This is a genomic window from Tumidithrix helvetica PCC 7403 (genome assembly GCF_965232925.1).
Taxonomy (GTDB): domain Bacteria; phylum Cyanobacteriota; class Cyanobacteriia; order Pseudanabaenales; family Pseudanabaenaceae; genus Tumidithrix; species Tumidithrix helvetica.
In genome coordinates this window covers 1-16,067 of sequence record NZ_CBDDRA010000053.1, presented here as the reverse complement: position 1 = coordinate 16,067, position 16,067 = coordinate 1, and the positions used below count along the sequence as shown (strand labels likewise).

Genomic DNA, 16,067 nt, shown 5'->3' with positions numbered 1-16,067 from the left:
GGCTTCACCCGATCTGCTTCCATTCCTCAAAGATCGAGATGTCTACATTGCTCTCGATTCCGACTCGAAGCCAAAAGCAAAGCAGGCTGTAAATCGCTCTCTGAGTAAGCATTTAAAGCCACTATCAGAATTAGCCAAGTCCGTTAAGGTTGTCACATGGGATAGCAAGAACAAAGGCTTAGACGATTTACTCGCTAATCTAGGTGTTGAAGCCTTAGAGCAGGCGATCGCTAGTTCTATTAATTCCGATGAATGGCTGTTCGAGCATGAAGTGTCTATAGCTAACGCACTGTTGCAATCCGAGAAAATCAGCCCCGATCTTGAGCTGGACAGCTTGCCAACCATTGACGAGCTAAACGAGCTGTACAAAACTTACCGAGATATTTTTCTGTGCGGGGCAAAAGCACTAGGCAAATCTGAGCTAGGCGGTCAATTTGTCAAGCAGTCTAACTCTGCCCTGCTACCTACCCCCCTAGAATCCTTAGCTAAAAACCTTGCTAGCCGTTTTAAGGGCTTTGTGGACTATCGTACCGATTGCGATCGCATTCAGGGGCGGCTAGTTGGGCAGGACGGTTATGTCGAGCGGCTTAGCTTCTGCGTCGAGAGCATTCAGGCAGTGAAAGGGCACATCGAGAATGTCCTAACAAAAGGCGCGGTGATTTTTAATGACGAGCTGGATCTACAGCTCAACAGCCTAGCCACGTCTAGCACACACAGTCAAGACGGCAAGCGCAAGCTGAATGAGTCACTTTATTGGGAGGCACAGATTAGAGGCGAAAAAACTTTGTCGGTATCGGCAGATTTAACCAATTTTGAAGCCGAACTCTGGAAGCGCAAGACAGGGCGAACACCCTATGTCATCAGGGTTAACACGCCTAAGAAAACCTACCTCGCGACGTTATTTTTCGATCTTGTCGAACTAAAAAACAAGCTCGATTTGTTAATTGCAGCAGGCGATCGCGTCATAATTCCTTGTTCTCGTAAGTCTGATGCAAAATCCCTTGAGTGGCTGTATCGAGACTATGGGGCGGTTTCTATCCACCGAGACAATGCAAACGAGCCAAAATTCAAATTACGGAGCGATCCTAAAAAGGGATTTTTTGACGATCCTAATCAGTGGCTTCGGGAAAACCCAACCAAAATTTTGATCGTAAGTCCAGTGCTACGGAGTGGTTTCAGCATCAAAGAAGATTTTTTTGACGCGGTTTTCTGCTTCTATCACGCCGATTCAATCAGCGCTAGTACGGCTCTACAGCTAAGCGATCGCTACCGTCCGCAAGTCCCCAGATTTATTTTTGCAGCAAAATCTAACGGCAAATTCAACCACACGACACCAGAAGCTATCCTGACCACGAGCAAATTTAGAGCCAAGGCGAGCCAAATTGAAGGTACTCAATCCCTTGACGAAACCGATCCATATCTTCACTACCAAGCTGCTGACAACTGGAGTCGAGCGCACTTTCGAGCCGATATCGTGGCTAGGTTGAGAGACGAGGTTGAGAGTGTCCAGATTGATAAAACGCACGCACCAAAGAAAGATCGTGACGCTTTACGAGTTTTGTTAACCGACTTCGAGGCATGGCAACGAAAGCAATCACTCAACGCTGATAACTGGAGTGAGCAGTTTTATGAGGCAAACAAGGATCGTCGCGATCTAACTGAGGCTGAGTTATTGGCAAAGCAAAAATACGAGCTAGCTAACTGGTCCGATCGCACCCCAAAAACTGTCACTATCGAACAAATCGAACGCGACAAAAAAGGACGCAAGCGCAAAGCCTTAGAGCGTTTAGAGCGTCAAGCCTACCCCGAATTAGCACGAGCTGCGGATAAAAAATCTGTTGATATTCAGAGTAAGTGGGGACAGGGGATAGCACCTCAAGACGTGAAGCACTATGCTCTCACCCAACAAGCCTTAGAAATTCTGGGTGTGCATGAACTTCTAGATTACATCTTGGCTGGCAATTCTTGGAATGAGGAAACCGAGATAACTGCCAAGCTTGCTAATAGACTCAGGGCTGAACGGAATACCGTCCGTGACGGCAAGAAAGTCGATGCGCTGGCAGAAGCAGGGATAAGCCTCACCTGTGCCAAAGATGGCGAAAATAATGCCTATATTGGGGCTTTGCTTCGATGGCTTGGTTTACAGTCCAAGCGATCGCAGCAACGAATAGACGGCAAGGTAGTCAGTTTTTACAAATTGTGCCAAGCCGATCTAGCAATCACCCGCGACGAATTAACCCGTCGAGCCGAACGTGCGATCCGTGAGGGGTTAGAGCTTATTCCTTCACATTCCTTTGTAGGTAAGCTTTCTAGCTGTCACAGACCTTTTAATAGTACACATATAGAAAGGTCTGTGACACCTCAGAATGAGGTAGAAGAAAACACGAAAATACCACAATCCTCACCTGTGCCTCCTAAGTCAGTTGCCTCATTCAAGGAAGGCGATCGCTCAGAAATGCAAACTTTTCCCGCAGATATGCCAACTGTCGATAACCCATTTAGATTTACTGATTCTGCAAGAGTGGCTAGGGAAGCACGGGAAGTTATCAGGCAAATAGGTAAAATCTATGCCAATTATGGGGAGAGTTACGGTTATGTCTGATCGGCTAGTCCCAAGCGATATACCTTGGCTGGAGAGAGTTGCAGAAATCAGGGTGAATTGTAATTTACCGTCACCCTCGCGAAATGTTGCGATTGCAAGATGCTGGATAGAGGAGACGTTTTTTGAGTTGTTCGCCATTAGTGGGAAAACAGACCGTAAAGGGTCGGTTGGATTACCTAAACAGGTGATGTTTGAACTTTTAGATCCGCCACCTGGTCACTTTAGAGGGCTTGACTCTGAATATAAACTTTTAGAGGAAATTGCCTCAAGGTATACACAAAACAAAAGTATAAAAGGTAGGATTGAGCTATTCACAGAACGCAAACCATGTCTGTCATGTTGCTATGTTATAAACCAATTTCGGCAAGCATTTCCGAACATTGAGCTAAGCATACTAGATACGGATGTTGTGCAAAGGAGAAAAGGGTGATGGGTTTAGGATACTTACCAGAACAAATGGAAAGGGTCTTGGGTGAAAATACACTATTACCCTGCTCAGATCGCAGTATCACTGAGCTTGAACAAAAACTAGAAATTTCCCTTCCTAAACTCTACAAAGAATTTTTACAGATGATGGGTAATGGAGCTGGTAAGTTTTTGCAAGGTGAAGATTGCTTTTACCCTCAGTTACCACTAATTCAGGGTTGGGCAAAGGAGCTATTGCAAGAGAATAATTTTCCTGAATCACTACCAGATGACGCTTTTGTATTTTTCATGCATCAGGGGTATCAGTTTAGTTTTTTTAAGCTGTCAGAAGGTGATAACCCACCGATTTACTCATATTGTGAAGGTCAGGAAGAGACTCATTTTATTAAGAACCATGATAAGTTTAGCGACTTTCTATCAGTAGAAATTGAACTTTACAATAAATATTCAATGCCTTTGGCTGCTTAAAAAATATTTTTTGCAATCTCATTAAGCGTGAGTCACCCCGTCCAATTGCGGCGGGGTTCTTTGTTGGATTGGTTAAAGCGCCAAAAGGGGTAAAGCCGAGATACGCACAAAAATAGGTATTAGGCTAGAACCATTTTCAAAAGTAGATTCTAAATTCTAGTTTCATTTTCTCCTTGCAATTGCGTAGCAGTTACTCTTTGATTTTTTGAAAATATCTTCAAAAAGTCGTCGGGGGTTGCAAGGGGGTGTCCCCTTTGCCAAGTTAGGCTACAACAAGATTAAATTCGCGTTAGCGTAATTTTGTCTTGCTGTAGCTATAGCTTGCTTTAACCAAATAGCCCCGCTGAAATGACGCAATCTCGTACTTAAGACAAAACAGAAAATATGTCTAAATATAGTTTTTAACTAGATAAAATTACTGACAATCAGGCTAACGATTATCTGCATGGTAAGCCAGATAGTATTTTGGATGATTTTTATATAGAAATATATTCATCTATAAAAGTACAAATTCCATCCCTATATTGATGCTGTATCGGCATGGTATTGAGCCTTTATTGGATCGTATCCTAAAGCAGCGATCGCCTATTAATTAATGGTTGAATAAATCTAAAACCTTTAAGAGCGGGGTTGCAACCTTGAAGGATTTCTACAATTAGAATGACAGACATGAGCAAATCACCCAAGCCATACGATCGCCAATCGCACGATACAGATAAATCGTGGGCTGCTTTCTGTGTTTATCGGGATATGGGAAGCGATCGCACGATTGAGAAACTACGGATAGAGATCGGTCAGAGATCGGTCAGACATCTTGAAAAATGGTCTAGCGATTGCGGATGGGTCGAACGATGTAGGCAGTTTGACGCCGATCAATTAAAAAGGCAATCAATCGCATTGCAAAAATTACGACTTGAAAGACGGTTAGAGATGGAGAAGGACGCATGGGATAGGCGCGAAAAGTATAAGAAAAAAGCCAGTCAAATGCTTACTATTCCAATAACTCAACGCATTGTTAATGATGATGGTTCGACAATTATCAACCCTACGGATAAATGGAGTTTGAAGGATGCGATCGCCTTAGATAAATATGCTGATGAGCTTGGCATATTGGCGACAGGTGGAGAGGTTAAAAAACTAGACGAGCTTGAAGCGCTTACGGTTTTAGTTGATTGTGGATGGTTCCCGCCTGATGCTTTGGTCAGGTTCTCCCAAGGAATCGAATCGCTAAAGCTGATTATGCAGGAAGCGTTTGAGCCACTAGCAGCAGCCGATCTATGACGGGGTTGCAACATTGAGAGATTTGTTCGATGACTGCCTACCGCTGCCAGCCTATATCGAACGGCTGGAGGTAGCAAGATGAGAAATCGACAAAATGTCTGAAATGAAAAAAACATAAGAACGCGAGTGAGAAAAAACCTCATAAGACCGATTTCTGATTGCACGGATTTCCCCAATAGTGGCGATCGCTAAATAGTTCGTTTTTGAAAATTCCACTCAAAAATATTTTGAATTTTTGAGTTGTGCTTCAAGTTCACGAAACAAAGCCCTAAGTTCTCGATGTTCCTTCAAAGCGGCGGCGGTATAGTCTCCAGACTTCAAAGCATTCTGACTGCTTCGAGCCTTCCCCTCAAGTGTTTTCGCACCTGTCGAGAGCTTCCAAGGTTGCCACGTTTGGATTAAAGCTCTCTGTCTTGCCTTCTGAGATTCTGTCCATCGTCTCGCCATCACGATCACCATTGAGATTAAGTTGATTATTTTGCTGTTTGATAAAGGTTGCAGACCGTTTAGGATTGCGAACTTCATTGAGTGCAGTTAGGCATTTTCGAGATAACTCAAAAGCCTTGTAGCCATTCTTGAGGTATCGCTCGCTTAATACCCTAGCGTCACTTCTGTTCGCGGTCACCTGTAAAATATCGGCACTGAGCTGTATTTGCCGATTAGCTATGATATTCAGTACGATCGCCTGATTGCTGAGCATCAACTCGATCTCATCATTGTTAAGTGGCTTATCAAGTTGCTTAGTAAACATTGGAACAGACGCATCACCCGCGACTAAAATAGTCGAAATGCTGACGGCTTCTAGTTGACCATCGCCCCTAACCGCATCAGCTCCAATTTTTCGCTCTGCCATAAAATCACCTCTCAGAATTGCCTGTAAACCTTGCTAGCCATGCCTCATGTGTGATTCTACCTAAATCAAAAGCCTCACCAAATAGCGCTAAATCGAGTTCTGCGAGGTGAGGTCAAAACCTTACTGGTTATGGGTTTCAATGGTATCAAAATACCAATATTTGTCAGTACTGCCTGTCTTATACCTTTTTTTCAATTCTGGATTGAGCTTGACTCTGGTGAAACCATATTGAAGCTCTTCACTTCTAGTGAATCCGTCGCTGAAGGACTTGGGATCTTCTGCCCTGCACCCTCGCGCGCGCGCGATCGCATGTGCAGCGTCTCGACTCATGCCACTGCTTGCATTTACCACTGGTACAACTTCAGTCTCTAGGCTGCTTTCCGTATCAGTGACAGAGACTTTTTTTGCAGGTTCTGTTACCTCCAGACGTGCGATCGCTTCCTTCAACTCATCTTTACTTACAGTGTTAGACAGTTTGTTAGACAAATCGTCGATCTGCTCCTGAATCTGTTGTAAGGCATCCTTATTTACAGCGTTAGACGTGGGAACATCTTCATTAAGACCCAAGCCAATGCGTAGGGCTGTAACCAGTGCTTCACTAATAATCGGCTTATCATCCTTTGTAATACTTTTGTCTAACGCAAAGTTAGACAAGGCTTGATAAACATCGTCAGGACATCGGAAAGTAACCGATTTAGTTTCTTTACCCATTGCCTAAAATCCTTTGACTTACTTATGTCTTACAAATAGTCTAACATAGCTGTCTTACTACTGTTAGTAGTCTTGTAAGACAGTCTCTATAAATCCCAGAGACTCGATAACTTCACTGCTAATATTTCTGACTAGCGAACAGATAAGACATTGCTTTAAATCTTTTGGCAATGACAGGCAATAGGCGATCGCGTCTTGTTCGGACATTCTCAATTTTGCTCTCAGCTCGTGGCTTGCAGTGGCAACCAACAAAGCGTTAGACAAACTGTAAGACGTTGCTGCCTTACGATTGTCTAACGCTTGTCTGACTTCTAGCCATCCAAACAGGCGGGTAGCTGCTTCCATTTCATTCATGCTTATGCGACACCCCGATCTACTAAACGCTTAATCTGCATGGGTTGCCACATAGCGCCGCGCTTGGTTTTGATACCTTGTTCGTTGAGATGATCGGCGATCGCCTGTAAGGTCAATCCGTCCTGCTTTAGCTGTTGAACCAGTGCGATCGCTTCATGTTCGACAGCAATCTTTTCTAATTTCTTGTCTACCATCTCGAACCCGTAAGCAGGCGATCCGACGTGTTCGCCTTGGCTCTGTTTGTGGCGTAAGGCTGTACTGGTGCGTTCACCAATCGCTTCACGTTCCCATTGTGCAACAGACATCAAGACATTTAGGCATAATCTACCCGCTGCCGTTCTGGTGTCGATCTGGTCAGATACGGATAGCAACGCATATTTACCAAAGTACTTATCGATCAAGATGTTCCAGTCAGTTACCGAACGAGTTAGACGGTCTAATTTGAAGATAACCACCGCGTCTGCTTTGCCATTGTCTAACATCTGTAAAACAGTTGTAAGACCATCACGATTAAGTGACTTTGCCGATACACCCGCGTCAATCACAATATCGACTAACTCAATGTCATAGAGGGAGGCATAGGCTTTAATCTTATCGATTTGAGCATCGATGCTGTACCCGCGATCTGCTTGCTCCTGAGTTGAAACCCTTGCGTATCCGATTGCTTTTGTCACTGTCTTATTCTGTCTTACGATTTGTCTTGCTTGTTGTAATACATTGTAAGACATTTTGTTAGACAATGCAATAATGTAAGACAAAATGTTTGACAAGTTGTTAGACACATTTAACAAAAGGGAGCGGTTTTGTTAAATGTGTTATTTCAGTCAGTAATTTATCTGAAATACCAGAAAGCTAGCCTTTCAGTCTTTCGGTATTTTGGCGATCTGAAAATCTAGACCAGCAGATATCTGGTGTTTCGCCATTCTGGATTTCTAGCCAGCATTTCAATAAATCGTTTACCAAGTCGCTGAACTCAGGTCTAAAACCATATTCATCCTCAAGCTCTATAAGTTTGATGCGTACTGCCTTATCGACAGACTTTTCAATATAGGCAGATGCAGGGCGGTGATCTGGTGATGATTTTTTTGCTTTCGGTCTACCTACTGGTTTTGTTGGGAAAGATGGGGATTCACTAACTATCGGTGCAACTGGTTCGACACTTTCATCAGTACCAAACACATCCTCAAAAATATTTTTGGTTGACTTAGGTTTGCTCATGGTAATTCATGCCCCATCGCTAGGTAGTCGCTAAAGGCGATCGCCCCATTTCGATCTTTTCTCCCATTGGCATCACGAGCATCTTTTACCAGTTGTCCAGAGAGAGCGGCATATTCATAGGCAGCATATTCTCGGATGTGGGTCTTAAAGACTGGCAAGCCATGCGATCGCAATAGTTCGGCTGCTTGCTCTCCCACCTTTCGCCCTGGTGGCACTCGCGTAAGTAAAATCCTATATTTATCAGAGCCTAATGCTTGTAAGGTTTTGACTGTTTTAGTTAAGGCTCGAAGACTTAGCGCATCGGGCGTACAGGGCAAAATTAGTAAATCAGACTGTCTGGCTAATGCTTGCAACTCTTCAAGGTCAGGACGTGCAGCCGTATCTAAGACAGCATAATCAGGGGCTAACGTTTTTAATTTCTGTTTGGCTTCTGATGCCCGAATCACAGGGATAGATAAATTACCCTTACTAGTCCAGTCGATCAATGATTCATTTGGATCGCCATCAATAACCACAACTGAACTACGCAGTTGCAACACAGCCGCGATATGCAGACTGCTTACAGATTTGCCGATACCGCCCTTAAATCCAGTGACTACAAACTTTTTCACTTGCGTAGAAATCAGATTTTGCAAAATCAGAATATCGCAGTTTTAGAAATCTAGATTTTTGGCGATCTGAAATTCCAGATTTTCAGCAATTCAGGATTTTAGATTTCCTATCTGGCATCTAAGAGAGTAAATCCGAGTTCATAAAAATTGACTGATTTACAGTTTTTCATAAAGTAAAATTTCACAATATGCACAATGGCAATATTTAATCAGTCCCTATGCCAACAAAAACATCTACGGCAAAAGCCCCATCTACAAAGGCAAGTAAGCCTAAAAAAGAAAAAGTAGTAGCGACTCTAAACACATACATTCAAGGTGAAATTACTCGCTTAGAGGGGCTGTACAGCTTAGAGCGTGCAGTATTAGAAACATTTGCTCAGTTTGTTGTAGAAAATCACAAGAAAAAAGATGTAGTAGTTAAGCCCTTAACTTTGGCACAGTTAAAAGAGGCAATCTATAAGGAGTTCGCTGTAAAAAACACAACAGAACTAAAAAAATCTGGTGCTTTTAACATGGCGACAAATGGAATAACAGATCTAAATTTGACCGTAAAGGACGGGTGGGAGAGGCTTTATCGCAAGTTTATAGGTATTCTACCTAATGAAATGAATGAGCAGGGTTATGGATGTATAAACGGGATTAACATTTTTAACTACTCAAAACCTTGGACAGTATTGGCTTTAGACCCAAAAACGGCAACACTCCAAGACATCAAAAATGCTTACCACGGATTAAGTAAAATTTATCATCCTGACGTACCTGTAACGGGTGATACAGCGATATTTGATCGCATTACAACTATGTATAAAAGCATTAGTGCTGAGGCGTAGTTGTGACAGCAAAACAATCAGGTTTTACTATTAGAGAATCAGAATTAGCCAAAATACTAGAAATCTCCATAGATAGGCTAGATGAGATAATAAAATTCTTTGATGCAAATCCAAATGATGAATGGGAATTGCAAGAGAATTATCATTTTATCCACTTCAATAAAAGCTTAAATGAACGTCTATTCTCAGAACAAGGTGCTTATGCAATTGCTAAATATATTGATGAGACTCAACCTCAAAGTATTTGGGCGCGTATTGTAGAGTTTATTACTAAGCATAAAGAAAAAATTCGCAATGCTTTTATTAATCAAAAAATCCAAGAGAACTGTAGTTCGCTAATAACTAAAGATAGTCGTCTTTTTTTATCTAAAAAAGATATTGTCAATATTTTTTGTACCAACCATGCAAGGATTAATAAGGCTTTTGAGGAGATTAGGACTTCAGAAAGTCCATTGATATTGTATGAAGATTTTGATGATATTGATGGAGTTCGTTATTATTCATTTTCAGGAATTTATAAATTATCCCGTCATTTAGGCAAAGCATTAACTGTTAAGGATCGTAGAGCTTGGTGTGAAGCTGTAGAGGTCGTAGGTAGGAAGACATTTAAACTTATTATTGATGCAGAAGCTGCGAGACAACAACGCATTAAATCAGCAATGGACAAGGCTAAAAAACGAGATAAAAGTCAATGTCAAGTTACAGCTATAAAGCGAGACAAACAAAATAGAACTGTGAATATTGTCGCGCATCATATCTATGACCAAAATCACTATAAGCACTTAGCAGATTGTGAAGATAACCTCATTACATTGTCTCAGGAAGTTCATAACGATTTCCATACATGGAATGGAGGATATCAAAAGACTTGTACTGCTGATGACTTGATTCAATTTGTGCAACAACTGTATCCAGATAATTACAGAATCATTTTCAGATTAAATAAGGTTAAACAAATTCTATCTGTAAAAATTTCATAGTAAGTCTGTACGTGGTAATGCCAGAGAATCGCACTACTTCAGATCTACTATAACGATCGCTACTTGATGACTAGTTCTAGGCTCCAATTTTTCTTTTCTAATTCGTCTCTACTGAATGTGAGGTCGTTTCGAGTACCCACAGAAATAGAGTAGAAATCAGAGTCGGGAACATCTGAAACTTGAAATTCTTTAAAGCAGTAGAGAGCGCCCTGAAAAGGTTTAACCTTTCCATTTGTTAATTTACCAATCGCAATGATTTCACCCTTTGCATTTTTAACTTTTACCGATCCACCTGTTGCTAAATCACTATAGCTGCCTGTGTTATAGATTTCAGGACACAAGTCCCCATCCTTGTAGCCTACAAGTCTTTGCCCTTCGTCAGAGGGTACAATAGTCCCTGCAATCTGGCGTTTCTGTTGAGAGTCTTTCTGTTGAGAGGCTTGTCCACATCCAGTTATTAAGCCCAAACACAGAAATGCAATTCCAAAGTATTTCATATTTATTTTGGCTAGGAGTAATTCAGTTAGATTATCAGGTTAAGCAGGCGTTACCCTGCGCTAAATTCTAAACTCTCAGCATCACCTCGCACAGTGCCATACCCGCGATCGCACAACCATTGAAAATAAGATCGAATCTCGCTGACAGGACTATCCCTGAAAAGCCTGACCCCTGCTTTAACTTGGCTGGCTGTAACAAAGCCAGCCTGACGCTTGGCATATTCCAAAATTGACGCTAGAGGCTTTGACAAATTGACAGGGGATGATTGCCCATTAGCGGGTAGCAAAGAGCTGTCAACGCTTGTCAATTCGTCAATTGATGTCAACTTGTCAACACTTGTCAATTCTGCAAAGTCAGCAGGAATTGACACCACAGGCATCGCTATACGATCGCTAAGTTCGGGTAAGTTGCACAAGGTATTACCTATCAGGCATGGTCTAGAGGCATTCTCTACCGCGTTCGATACTGCAACATCCTTCAAACTTTTTGCATGGTCGATCGCAAATTCGCCCAGCCGAACAAAGCAAAAATTATCTCTAACACTTCCTTCACCCTCAAGCCCGATCGCTTTGACTTCTGGACTCTGCGTTAATAGCACCAATCGAATCGAAACCTTACGAGCCTCACGACTAATTAATTTCATCCAACTAGAAGCAATCTTCCCTGCTTCTGGACTTGCGGCAATACTGGGGTATTCGTCTGCAATTATTACCACTGGAGCAAAGTTCGTCTCACCCTCAGGTCGGCGATCGTGCCTCCGCTGCATCAGTTCTAGAAGCACACCCATGATTTCTGCAATCTCGGTGTAATTCCTTTTCGCACCATAAACAGGAAGATCGCCCCAGTCACCTTTTGCCATGTGAGGATCGATAACAATCACATAGGCTTGGCAATTCGCGGCTAAGTATTTTGCTAACGTTGACTTACCCGCCCCTGTGCTGCCAACGAGCATGATATGAGGCTTTTTTAATGCCTCTCGGATGTCAGCGAATTTTATTGGTTCTAGTGGATCTGTGGGGGCGATCGCTACTTCCTTTCTACGTGGGGGCTCAAAACTTGCATTTAGCCAAACACCAAAACCTGATTTACTCTCACTCGTCGCTATCTGTTCGTAGTCGCTTGAATCCTCACAAAGCCTTTGAAGCCTGAAACTCAAGCCAAATAAACCACCCGCGACGGCAAGATTGATCGTCTTACTTGTCCAGTGACTCGGTAACAAACAAGCCAGAGACAAGGCACAGCCAGCAATTAAAGCACAATTACTCGCCTTGGAAGATACCCGCTTGACCTCTGTACCAAGTAGAACTTGAGATGGGTGAAATTGATCGTTAGTAATATTCATGAAACCCTTAATCAGCAAGGTTTATAGTTTTAAAGGTGGGATTTTCCCACCTTTTACGCTCAACCGTAAAATCTTTGCGGTAACCCGCAAAAACTTAAGATTGCCTCAGATTGCACTCATACAGCAAATTATTCAAATCCTTTGCTGGTAAACTGTTCAAGCTGTCAGGTAGTCGATATCCGCCCAACCTGTAGCAAGCTTGCAACTTGTTGGTTAAATCCTGTCGGATTGGGTCTATTTTTAGCTCTGTGGTAACGTTCGCAGCAACGGCTAGATTTGTACTAGGGGCAGTTTGAGACGGCTTGAACGAGCTAATAACGCTCGATGCGATCGCGCCTATGCCTAAGCAAACCGTACCAGTGATTAAGTGAGACTTGAGTTTTTGAATAATCATGGTTCCCTCCATTCAAAGCATTCTGTAAACAGTGACAAGTGCAAAAGCTAGGCAGAGAAAGAAACCAGCGATCGCTACAAAGGGAGCTGCAAGCAGTACAAAAGGCACAGCGCAGGCAGTACAAAGGGTTATAGCGATCGCTACCAGAATCTTTAACCATGCCGCAGCTTTTCGGGTAGGTTTGGCGCGATAGAGTCGATATTTTCTGCGCGGGCGGGTGGTGACGATCATGCTGCCTTTGCCTCCTCCTGCTCAGACTCAATCAAATAGGTTTCACCCATTGGTACAAAGGTAGAATCAGCTAAAAGCCAGTCTAGAAAACGATTCTTAGCACCAGTAAGGATGTGTTTCAGAGTTGCCTGTCCCAGCTTGGCAATGTCCACATCATCAAGAATCTGCTCTGCTAGTTTTGAGGCGATCGCATCCTCAAGGTTAGTTCGTGGCTTTGGCTTTGGTATATCGAGTTTAGTTTTCGGCATAATGGTTAAGTCCTGAATAGGGATAATAAGCACCGAGTAAGCCTCGTAACTGGCTCGGTGCTTTGTTTAAACACAAGCTATTGTAGCCAATAGTAGCCTATAATAGCCTAGTATTACCTGCATCAAGAGGCTAAAATTCGATGGTTGTAAATATTGCGTCAAACGTGGGCAAACGTACCAGCGAAGTTGTCGCGGTTTACTTATCACCCGAACAGAAAAAACAGTTAGAGCAGTGGGCTGCAAAGGAAAGGCGCTCTGTGTCAAATCTTGCTGCGAATATTCTTGCAGATGCCTTAGAGGAAAAATTTAGCGATCGCACCCAGGACAAAAAGTCATGACTGACTCGATCAAAGCCACCCGCGCCACAGTGCAGATCGGGGCGCTAACTGTTGATGGTTTCATGCTGCCTGATGGCAGCTATCGGATGTCACAGACACAAGCGGCTGAAACTGTAGGTTTAAGTGAAAGAAACGCCCGCGAATTTTTACAATCAAATGCTGTTAAAGCCTTGCTAGGTGAAGGTTATACACCCGCGATTTCTGAGATAGAGTCAGATCCTAATCAGGGTAGGGGGCAAAGCAGATTTAGAGCATTGCCACTGGAAACAGTAAGCGCTTATTGGATGTGGCAAGCTTACCGAGGCAATAAAAAAGCTTTAACTCTCTGCATGGCACTGATTCTTGAAACCTTAGAGCGTCGTTTTGATAATGCCTTTGGCATCTCTCGCACCGAGCAAGAGCGCGATGACCGCTTATCTGCAAGGGTCAGTCAGTTGCAGTCTGATCTAGATCGTTTGGGTGAGGGCTTTGCGATCGATGCTGACAAGGATCGAGAAATCGCTTATTTAACTTCACTGCTTAAGGACAACGGTATTGAGCCTTATGGTTTACCTAGTGGCGATCACAAAAATAATGAAGGAGCAAAATAGATGGACACCCTAGATTCAGGCAGGCAAGATGCGCTTTATAAGCACTTATTTGAAGAGGAATTAGCTCTTATATGGTTCTTACATCTTGAATTTGGCGAAAAACACGAATGGCTTAAAACAAATAGGAAGGAATTCAGAGATATGAGGCACTACAGACTAAGAGGCGTGGTATTTCAAAAGATTTATCACCTTTGCGAGAAAGCTTGGGTTGTCAGAAAGGTATTTTACAGATGCGAAAAATATGAAAATGGTCTTGATTGGTTCCTACTTGTTCTGCAAGACCTCATAGCTACTAGCGCGATAAATCACTTCTCTTCTTTGACTGAAGCAAAACGCGGTAACAAGGTAGAGAAAATTAAAGCCTTTCGACCTAACAAGGGCAAAGATGGTCAGAGTAGAGGACGAGATGTTTGTCGCAGCCTCCAACTAGGAGAAAATCCATTTTTGAATAAGCAACTATATCCGCATTTTCACTTGATGATTGATACTGCGATCGCTTTCAAAGCTAGAGATTTTAAAAAGCCTAAAACCCCTTTGCAAATGGCTTATGCCGAATATATTGCAGCTTATACCGAATTCATCAAAGACCGAACAACAGGCGCAGGATGGTGCGATATTTTCATCAAAGATGGCAAAGCAAGGCTTCAATCCAATCGTGGCAGTAGTAATTATATTCTGCCAAGCATCACGCCCGACTTGCTTACGGAAAAACTCGTTTTCTGGAATGCTTACGCAGTAAGAAATTCAGGAGTCAATAATCAAAATCAGATTTCTTAAAATTAGATGTTTTAATTTAGAGATAAGAAATGAGGCAACAAAAAACATGAGAAAAAGAGCGAAACGAGAGAAATACTTTAAATTCCGATTGCTGTTGTCCGAAGTTGAGGAATTAAAGGAATTGGCACAATCTGAAAATTTAGACCCATCTAAATTTGTCCGCAAGTTAATTTTCGCCCATAAACAACAAATAGCCGCCTAGCTTTCCTAGAAGGTGCTAAAAACGGCTAAGTGTCTAGGTAATTGTTGAACTCGCAATCCAACAATTACTGAAAAAGTTTGTTCCTAACTAACTTGACACCAGTGTATCCAAAATTTAGAGATTTGTACATTCGTGAGATAGATCCGTCTATTGGACAAGCTCATTTTGAATCTCTTTAATGCACCTCTCTAGAAGCTTTGAGCGGCTAAACACACCTAAAACAGGAGTTTAGTCGATGAAGGATAGCTATAAATATTTTACTACAGAAGATCGTATAAGCATAGAGTTTACTCTATCTTTACTTCAAAAAACCTCAGCCGCTGTTAAAAGTTGTGAGGTAATGCCAGCACAACGTTTGGTTTACACGGTTCTCGAACATGCGATCGCTGACTGCCAAAAGGTTCTCAAAAAAAGCGATCAGGGGGTGAAGTAATGATTACCACTTTTGCCCCACAAAAATTAAAGCATACGGTTCACTTTGCCAAAGGTGCTAAGCGAAATTTTGCACCCCTAGAAAGTGAAAGAACCTTAGAGCGTGGCGAGGCTTTCTTAGCCAAAATTAAGGACATCAACCTCAGTAAACGTGCGATTGCTCAGAGCATTGTCGATCTGTTTGGGCTTGTCGATTACAGCGATTATCAGACTCAAGAGGATGGCGTTCGTCGCCACCAGTACCGCCATGCTGTCCCATATTTGACTGAGGATGGGTCGATCTGGCAATTCATTATCGAGAGCGATAAAGACAATCGTGGCTATATCTACCTCTCACCAAATCAAGCAGGCAATCGCGCCTATTTTCCTGCTGTTCCTGCGGACATCCGCAAGAAAATAGGCGATCGCTATGGGATTAAAGTCCCCTTAGAGGGTAGTTTCTGGGCTTGGCTTAGGAATCATCCTGAGATACCCGTCTTTGTGACTGAGGGCGGCGGTAAAGCCCTTTCTAGTTTGACTCATGGGTATGTAGCGATCGCTCTATACGGTTGCTCGTGCTTGGCTTCACCCGATCTGCTTCCATTCCTCAAAGATCGAGATGTCTACATTGCTCTCGATTCCGACTCGAAGCCAAAAGCAAAGCAGGCTGTAAATCGCTCTCTGAGTAAGCATTTAAAGCCA

At 42.7% G+C, this 16,067-nt stretch carries 22 protein-coding genes; 11 read left to right on the top strand and 11 right to left on the bottom strand.

Annotated elements, in window-relative coordinates:
• From ACP2WE_RS25595 to ACP2WE_RS25580, 4 genes are all read left to right on the top strand, one after another.
• On the top strand, positions 1-2,602 hold a 2,602-nt coding region (locus tag ACP2WE_RS25595), incomplete at its 5' end, for a DUF3854 domain-containing protein (protein ID WP_425218351.1).
• The gene (locus ACP2WE_RS25590; RefSeq protein WP_425218350.1) at positions 2,568-3,032 is read left to right on the top strand and encodes a deaminase domain-containing protein; all 465 of its coding nucleotides are present in this window, start codon (positions 2,568-2,570) and stop codon (positions 3,030-3,032) included. The genes ACP2WE_RS25595 and ACP2WE_RS25590, both read left to right, overlap by 35 nt.
• Positions 3,032-3,496: an SMI1/KNR4 family protein gene (locus tag ACP2WE_RS25585; protein WP_425218349.1), complete on the top strand. Its 465-nt coding sequence runs from the start codon at positions 3,032-3,034 to the stop codon at positions 3,494-3,496. The genes ACP2WE_RS25590 and ACP2WE_RS25585 overlap by 1 nt, the downstream gene beginning before the upstream one ends.
• A 669-nt stretch (positions 3,497-4,165) precedes the next feature.
• Positions 4,166-4,777: a hypothetical protein gene (locus ACP2WE_RS25580; RefSeq protein WP_425218348.1), complete on the top strand. Its 612-nt coding sequence runs from the start codon at positions 4,166-4,168 to the stop codon at positions 4,775-4,777.
• Between the two features lie 349 nt (positions 4,778-5,126).
• Here ACP2WE_RS25580 and ACP2WE_RS25575 read toward each other — a convergent pair whose 3' ends face one another.
• The 6 genes from ACP2WE_RS25575 to ACP2WE_RS25550 all read right to left on the bottom strand — a co-directional run bounded on the left by ACP2WE_RS25575 (position 5,127) and on the right by ACP2WE_RS25550 (position 8,524).
• A complete protein-coding gene (locus tag ACP2WE_RS25575; RefSeq protein ID WP_425218347.1) occupies positions 5,127-5,630 on the bottom strand; it encodes a hypothetical protein in 504 nt (167 codons plus the stop codon).
• 120 nt (positions 5,631-5,750) lie between these two features.
• Entirely contained in the window at positions 5,751-6,341 is a 591-nt protein-coding gene (locus ACP2WE_RS25570) for a hypothetical protein (RefSeq protein WP_425218346.1), read from the bottom strand.
• A 63-nt stretch (positions 6,342-6,404) separates the two neighbouring features.
• Positions 6,405-6,695, bottom strand: a complete 291-nt coding sequence (locus tag ACP2WE_RS25565) for a hypothetical protein (RefSeq protein ID WP_425218345.1) — start codon at positions 6,693-6,695, stop codon at positions 6,405-6,407.
• 2 nt (positions 6,696-6,697) lie between these two features.
• The gene (locus tag ACP2WE_RS25560) at positions 6,698-7,369 is read right to left on the bottom strand and encodes a recombinase family protein (protein ID WP_425218344.1); all 672 of its coding nucleotides are present in this window, start codon (positions 7,367-7,369) and stop codon (positions 6,698-6,700) included.
• A gap of 178 nt (positions 7,370-7,547) precedes the next feature.
• On the bottom strand, positions 7,548-7,913 hold the full coding sequence (locus tag ACP2WE_RS25555) for a hypothetical protein (RefSeq protein WP_425218343.1): 366 nt from the start codon (positions 7,911-7,913) through the stop codon (positions 7,548-7,550).
• A complete protein-coding gene (locus tag ACP2WE_RS25550) occupies positions 7,910-8,524 on the bottom strand; it encodes a ParA family protein (RefSeq protein ID WP_425218342.1) in 615 nt (204 codons plus the stop codon). The genes ACP2WE_RS25555 and ACP2WE_RS25550 overlap by 4 nt, the downstream gene beginning before the upstream one ends.
• Before the next feature lie 218 nt (positions 8,525-8,742).
• Here ACP2WE_RS25550 and ACP2WE_RS25545 point away from each other — a divergent pair, with 218 nt between their 5' ends.
• Together ACP2WE_RS25545 and ACP2WE_RS25540 are read left to right on the top strand one after the other, a co-directional pair.
• Positions 8,743-9,354, top strand: a complete 612-nt coding sequence (locus ACP2WE_RS25545; RefSeq protein WP_425218341.1) for a molecular chaperone DnaJ — start codon at positions 8,743-8,745, stop codon at positions 9,352-9,354.
• Between the two features lie 2 nt (positions 9,355-9,356).
• On the top strand, positions 9,357-10,334 hold the full coding sequence (locus ACP2WE_RS25540) for a hypothetical protein (RefSeq protein WP_425218340.1): 978 nt from the start codon (positions 9,357-9,359) through the stop codon (positions 10,332-10,334).
• Between the two features lie 59 nt (positions 10,335-10,393).
• Here ACP2WE_RS25540 and ACP2WE_RS25535 read toward each other — a convergent pair whose 3' ends face one another.
• The 5 genes from ACP2WE_RS25535 to ACP2WE_RS25515 form a co-directional block, all read right to left on the bottom strand.
• Positions 10,394-10,831, bottom strand: coding sequence for a hypothetical protein (locus ACP2WE_RS25535; protein ID WP_425218339.1), 438 nt, complete (start codon positions 10,829-10,831; stop codon positions 10,394-10,396).
• A gap of 50 nt (positions 10,832-10,881) precedes the next feature.
• On the bottom strand, positions 10,882-12,174 hold the full coding sequence (locus tag ACP2WE_RS25530; RefSeq protein ID WP_425218338.1) for a type IV secretory system conjugative DNA transfer family protein: 1,293 nt from the start codon (positions 12,172-12,174) through the stop codon (positions 10,882-10,884).
• Positions 12,175-12,268: 94 nt separating this feature from the next.
• Positions 12,269-12,568: a hypothetical protein gene (locus tag ACP2WE_RS25525; protein ID WP_425218337.1), complete on the bottom strand. Its 300-nt coding sequence runs from the start codon at positions 12,566-12,568 to the stop codon at positions 12,269-12,271.
• A 12-nt stretch (positions 12,569-12,580) separates the two neighbouring features.
• Positions 12,581-12,799: a hypothetical protein gene (locus ACP2WE_RS25520; protein WP_425218336.1), complete on the bottom strand. Its 219-nt coding sequence runs from the start codon at positions 12,797-12,799 to the stop codon at positions 12,581-12,583.
• Positions 12,796-13,047 (bottom strand): hypothetical protein, encoded by a 252-nt coding sequence (locus ACP2WE_RS25515; RefSeq protein ID WP_425218335.1) that lies wholly within the window; start codon positions 13,045-13,047, stop codon positions 12,796-12,798. Before ACP2WE_RS25515 ends, ACP2WE_RS25520 begins: the two co-directional genes overlap by 4 nt.
• A gap of 140 nt (positions 13,048-13,187) precedes the next feature.
• On the opposite strand from ACP2WE_RS25515, the gene ACP2WE_RS25510 reads away from it, so the two are divergent.
• The 5 genes from ACP2WE_RS25510 to ACP2WE_RS25490 form a co-directional block, all read left to right on the top strand.
• Positions 13,188-13,385, top strand: a complete 198-nt coding sequence (locus ACP2WE_RS25510; RefSeq protein WP_425218334.1) for a ribbon-helix-helix domain-containing protein — start codon at positions 13,188-13,190, stop codon at positions 13,383-13,385.
• A complete protein-coding gene (locus ACP2WE_RS25505) occupies positions 13,382-13,975 on the top strand; it encodes a hypothetical protein (RefSeq protein ID WP_425218333.1) in 594 nt (197 codons plus the stop codon). Before ACP2WE_RS25510 ends, ACP2WE_RS25505 begins: the two co-directional genes overlap by 4 nt.
• Positions 13,976-14,752 carry a hypothetical protein gene (locus ACP2WE_RS25500; protein WP_425218332.1) on the top strand — a complete coding sequence of 259 codons (777 nt, stop codon included), beginning with the start codon at positions 13,976-13,978 and terminating at the stop codon, positions 14,750-14,752.
• Positions 14,753-15,189: 437 nt separating this feature from the next.
• Positions 15,190-15,387: a hypothetical protein gene (locus ACP2WE_RS25495; RefSeq protein WP_425218331.1), complete on the top strand. Its 198-nt coding sequence runs from the start codon at positions 15,190-15,192 to the stop codon at positions 15,385-15,387.
• A partial coding sequence (locus ACP2WE_RS25490; RefSeq protein ID WP_425218330.1) for a DUF3854 domain-containing protein occupies positions 15,387-16,067 on the top strand: 681 nt, incomplete at its 3' end. The genes ACP2WE_RS25495 and ACP2WE_RS25490, both read left to right, overlap by 1 nt.

What these genes read in the sequence shown, in the direction of transcription:
- ACP2WE_RS25590 (WP_425218350.1), top strand. Translation starts at nt 2,568, where the DNA reads ATGCCAATTATGGGGAGAGTTACGGTTATGTCTGATCGGCTAGTCCCA.
- ACP2WE_RS25585 (WP_425218349.1), top strand. Translation starts at nt 3,032, where the DNA reads ATGGGTTTAGGATACTTACCAGAACAAATGGAAAGGGTCTTGGGTGAA.
- ACP2WE_RS25580 (WP_425218348.1), top strand. Translation starts at nt 4,166, where the DNA reads ATGAGCAAATCACCCAAGCCATACGATCGCCAATCGCACGATACAGAT.
- ACP2WE_RS25575 (WP_425218347.1), bottom strand. Translation starts at nt 5,630, where the DNA reads ATGGCAGAGCGAAAAATTGGAGCTGATGCGGTTAGGGGCGATGGTCAA.
- ACP2WE_RS25570 (WP_425218346.1), bottom strand. Translation starts at nt 6,341, where the DNA reads ATGGGTAAAGAAACTAAATCGGTTACTTTCCGATGTCCTGACGATGTT.
- ACP2WE_RS25565 (WP_425218345.1), bottom strand. Translation starts at nt 6,695, where the DNA reads ATGAATGAAATGGAAGCAGCTACCCGCCTGTTTGGATGGCTAGAAGTC.
- ACP2WE_RS25555 (WP_425218343.1), bottom strand. Translation starts at nt 7,913, where the DNA reads ATGAGCAAACCTAAGTCAACCAAAAATATTTTTGAGGATGTGTTTGGT.
- ACP2WE_RS25545 (WP_425218341.1), top strand. Translation starts at nt 8,743, where the DNA reads ATGCCAACAAAAACATCTACGGCAAAAGCCCCATCTACAAAGGCAAGT.
- ACP2WE_RS25535 (WP_425218339.1), bottom strand. Translation starts at nt 10,831, where the DNA reads ATGAAATACTTTGGAATTGCATTTCTGTGTTTGGGCTTAATAACTGGA.
- ACP2WE_RS25530 (WP_425218338.1), bottom strand. Translation starts at nt 12,174, where the DNA reads ATGAATATTACTAACGATCAATTTCACCCATCTCAAGTTCTACTTGGT.
- ACP2WE_RS25525 (WP_425218337.1), bottom strand. Translation starts at nt 12,568, where the DNA reads ATGATTATTCAAAAACTCAAGTCTCACTTAATCACTGGTACGGTTTGC.
- ACP2WE_RS25520 (WP_425218336.1), bottom strand. Translation starts at nt 12,799, where the DNA reads ATGATCGTCACCACCCGCCCGCGCAGAAAATATCGACTCTATCGCGCC.
- ACP2WE_RS25515 (WP_425218335.1), bottom strand. Translation starts at nt 13,047, where the DNA reads ATGCCGAAAACTAAACTCGATATACCAAAGCCAAAGCCACGAACTAAC.
- ACP2WE_RS25510 (WP_425218334.1), top strand. Translation starts at nt 13,188, where the DNA reads ATGGTTGTAAATATTGCGTCAAACGTGGGCAAACGTACCAGCGAAGTT.
- ACP2WE_RS25505 (WP_425218333.1), top strand. Translation starts at nt 13,382, where the DNA reads ATGACTGACTCGATCAAAGCCACCCGCGCCACAGTGCAGATCGGGGCG.
- ACP2WE_RS25500 (WP_425218332.1), top strand. Translation starts at nt 13,976, where the DNA reads ATGGACACCCTAGATTCAGGCAGGCAAGATGCGCTTTATAAGCACTTA.
- ACP2WE_RS25495 (WP_425218331.1), top strand. Translation starts at nt 15,190, where the DNA reads ATGAAGGATAGCTATAAATATTTTACTACAGAAGATCGTATAAGCATA.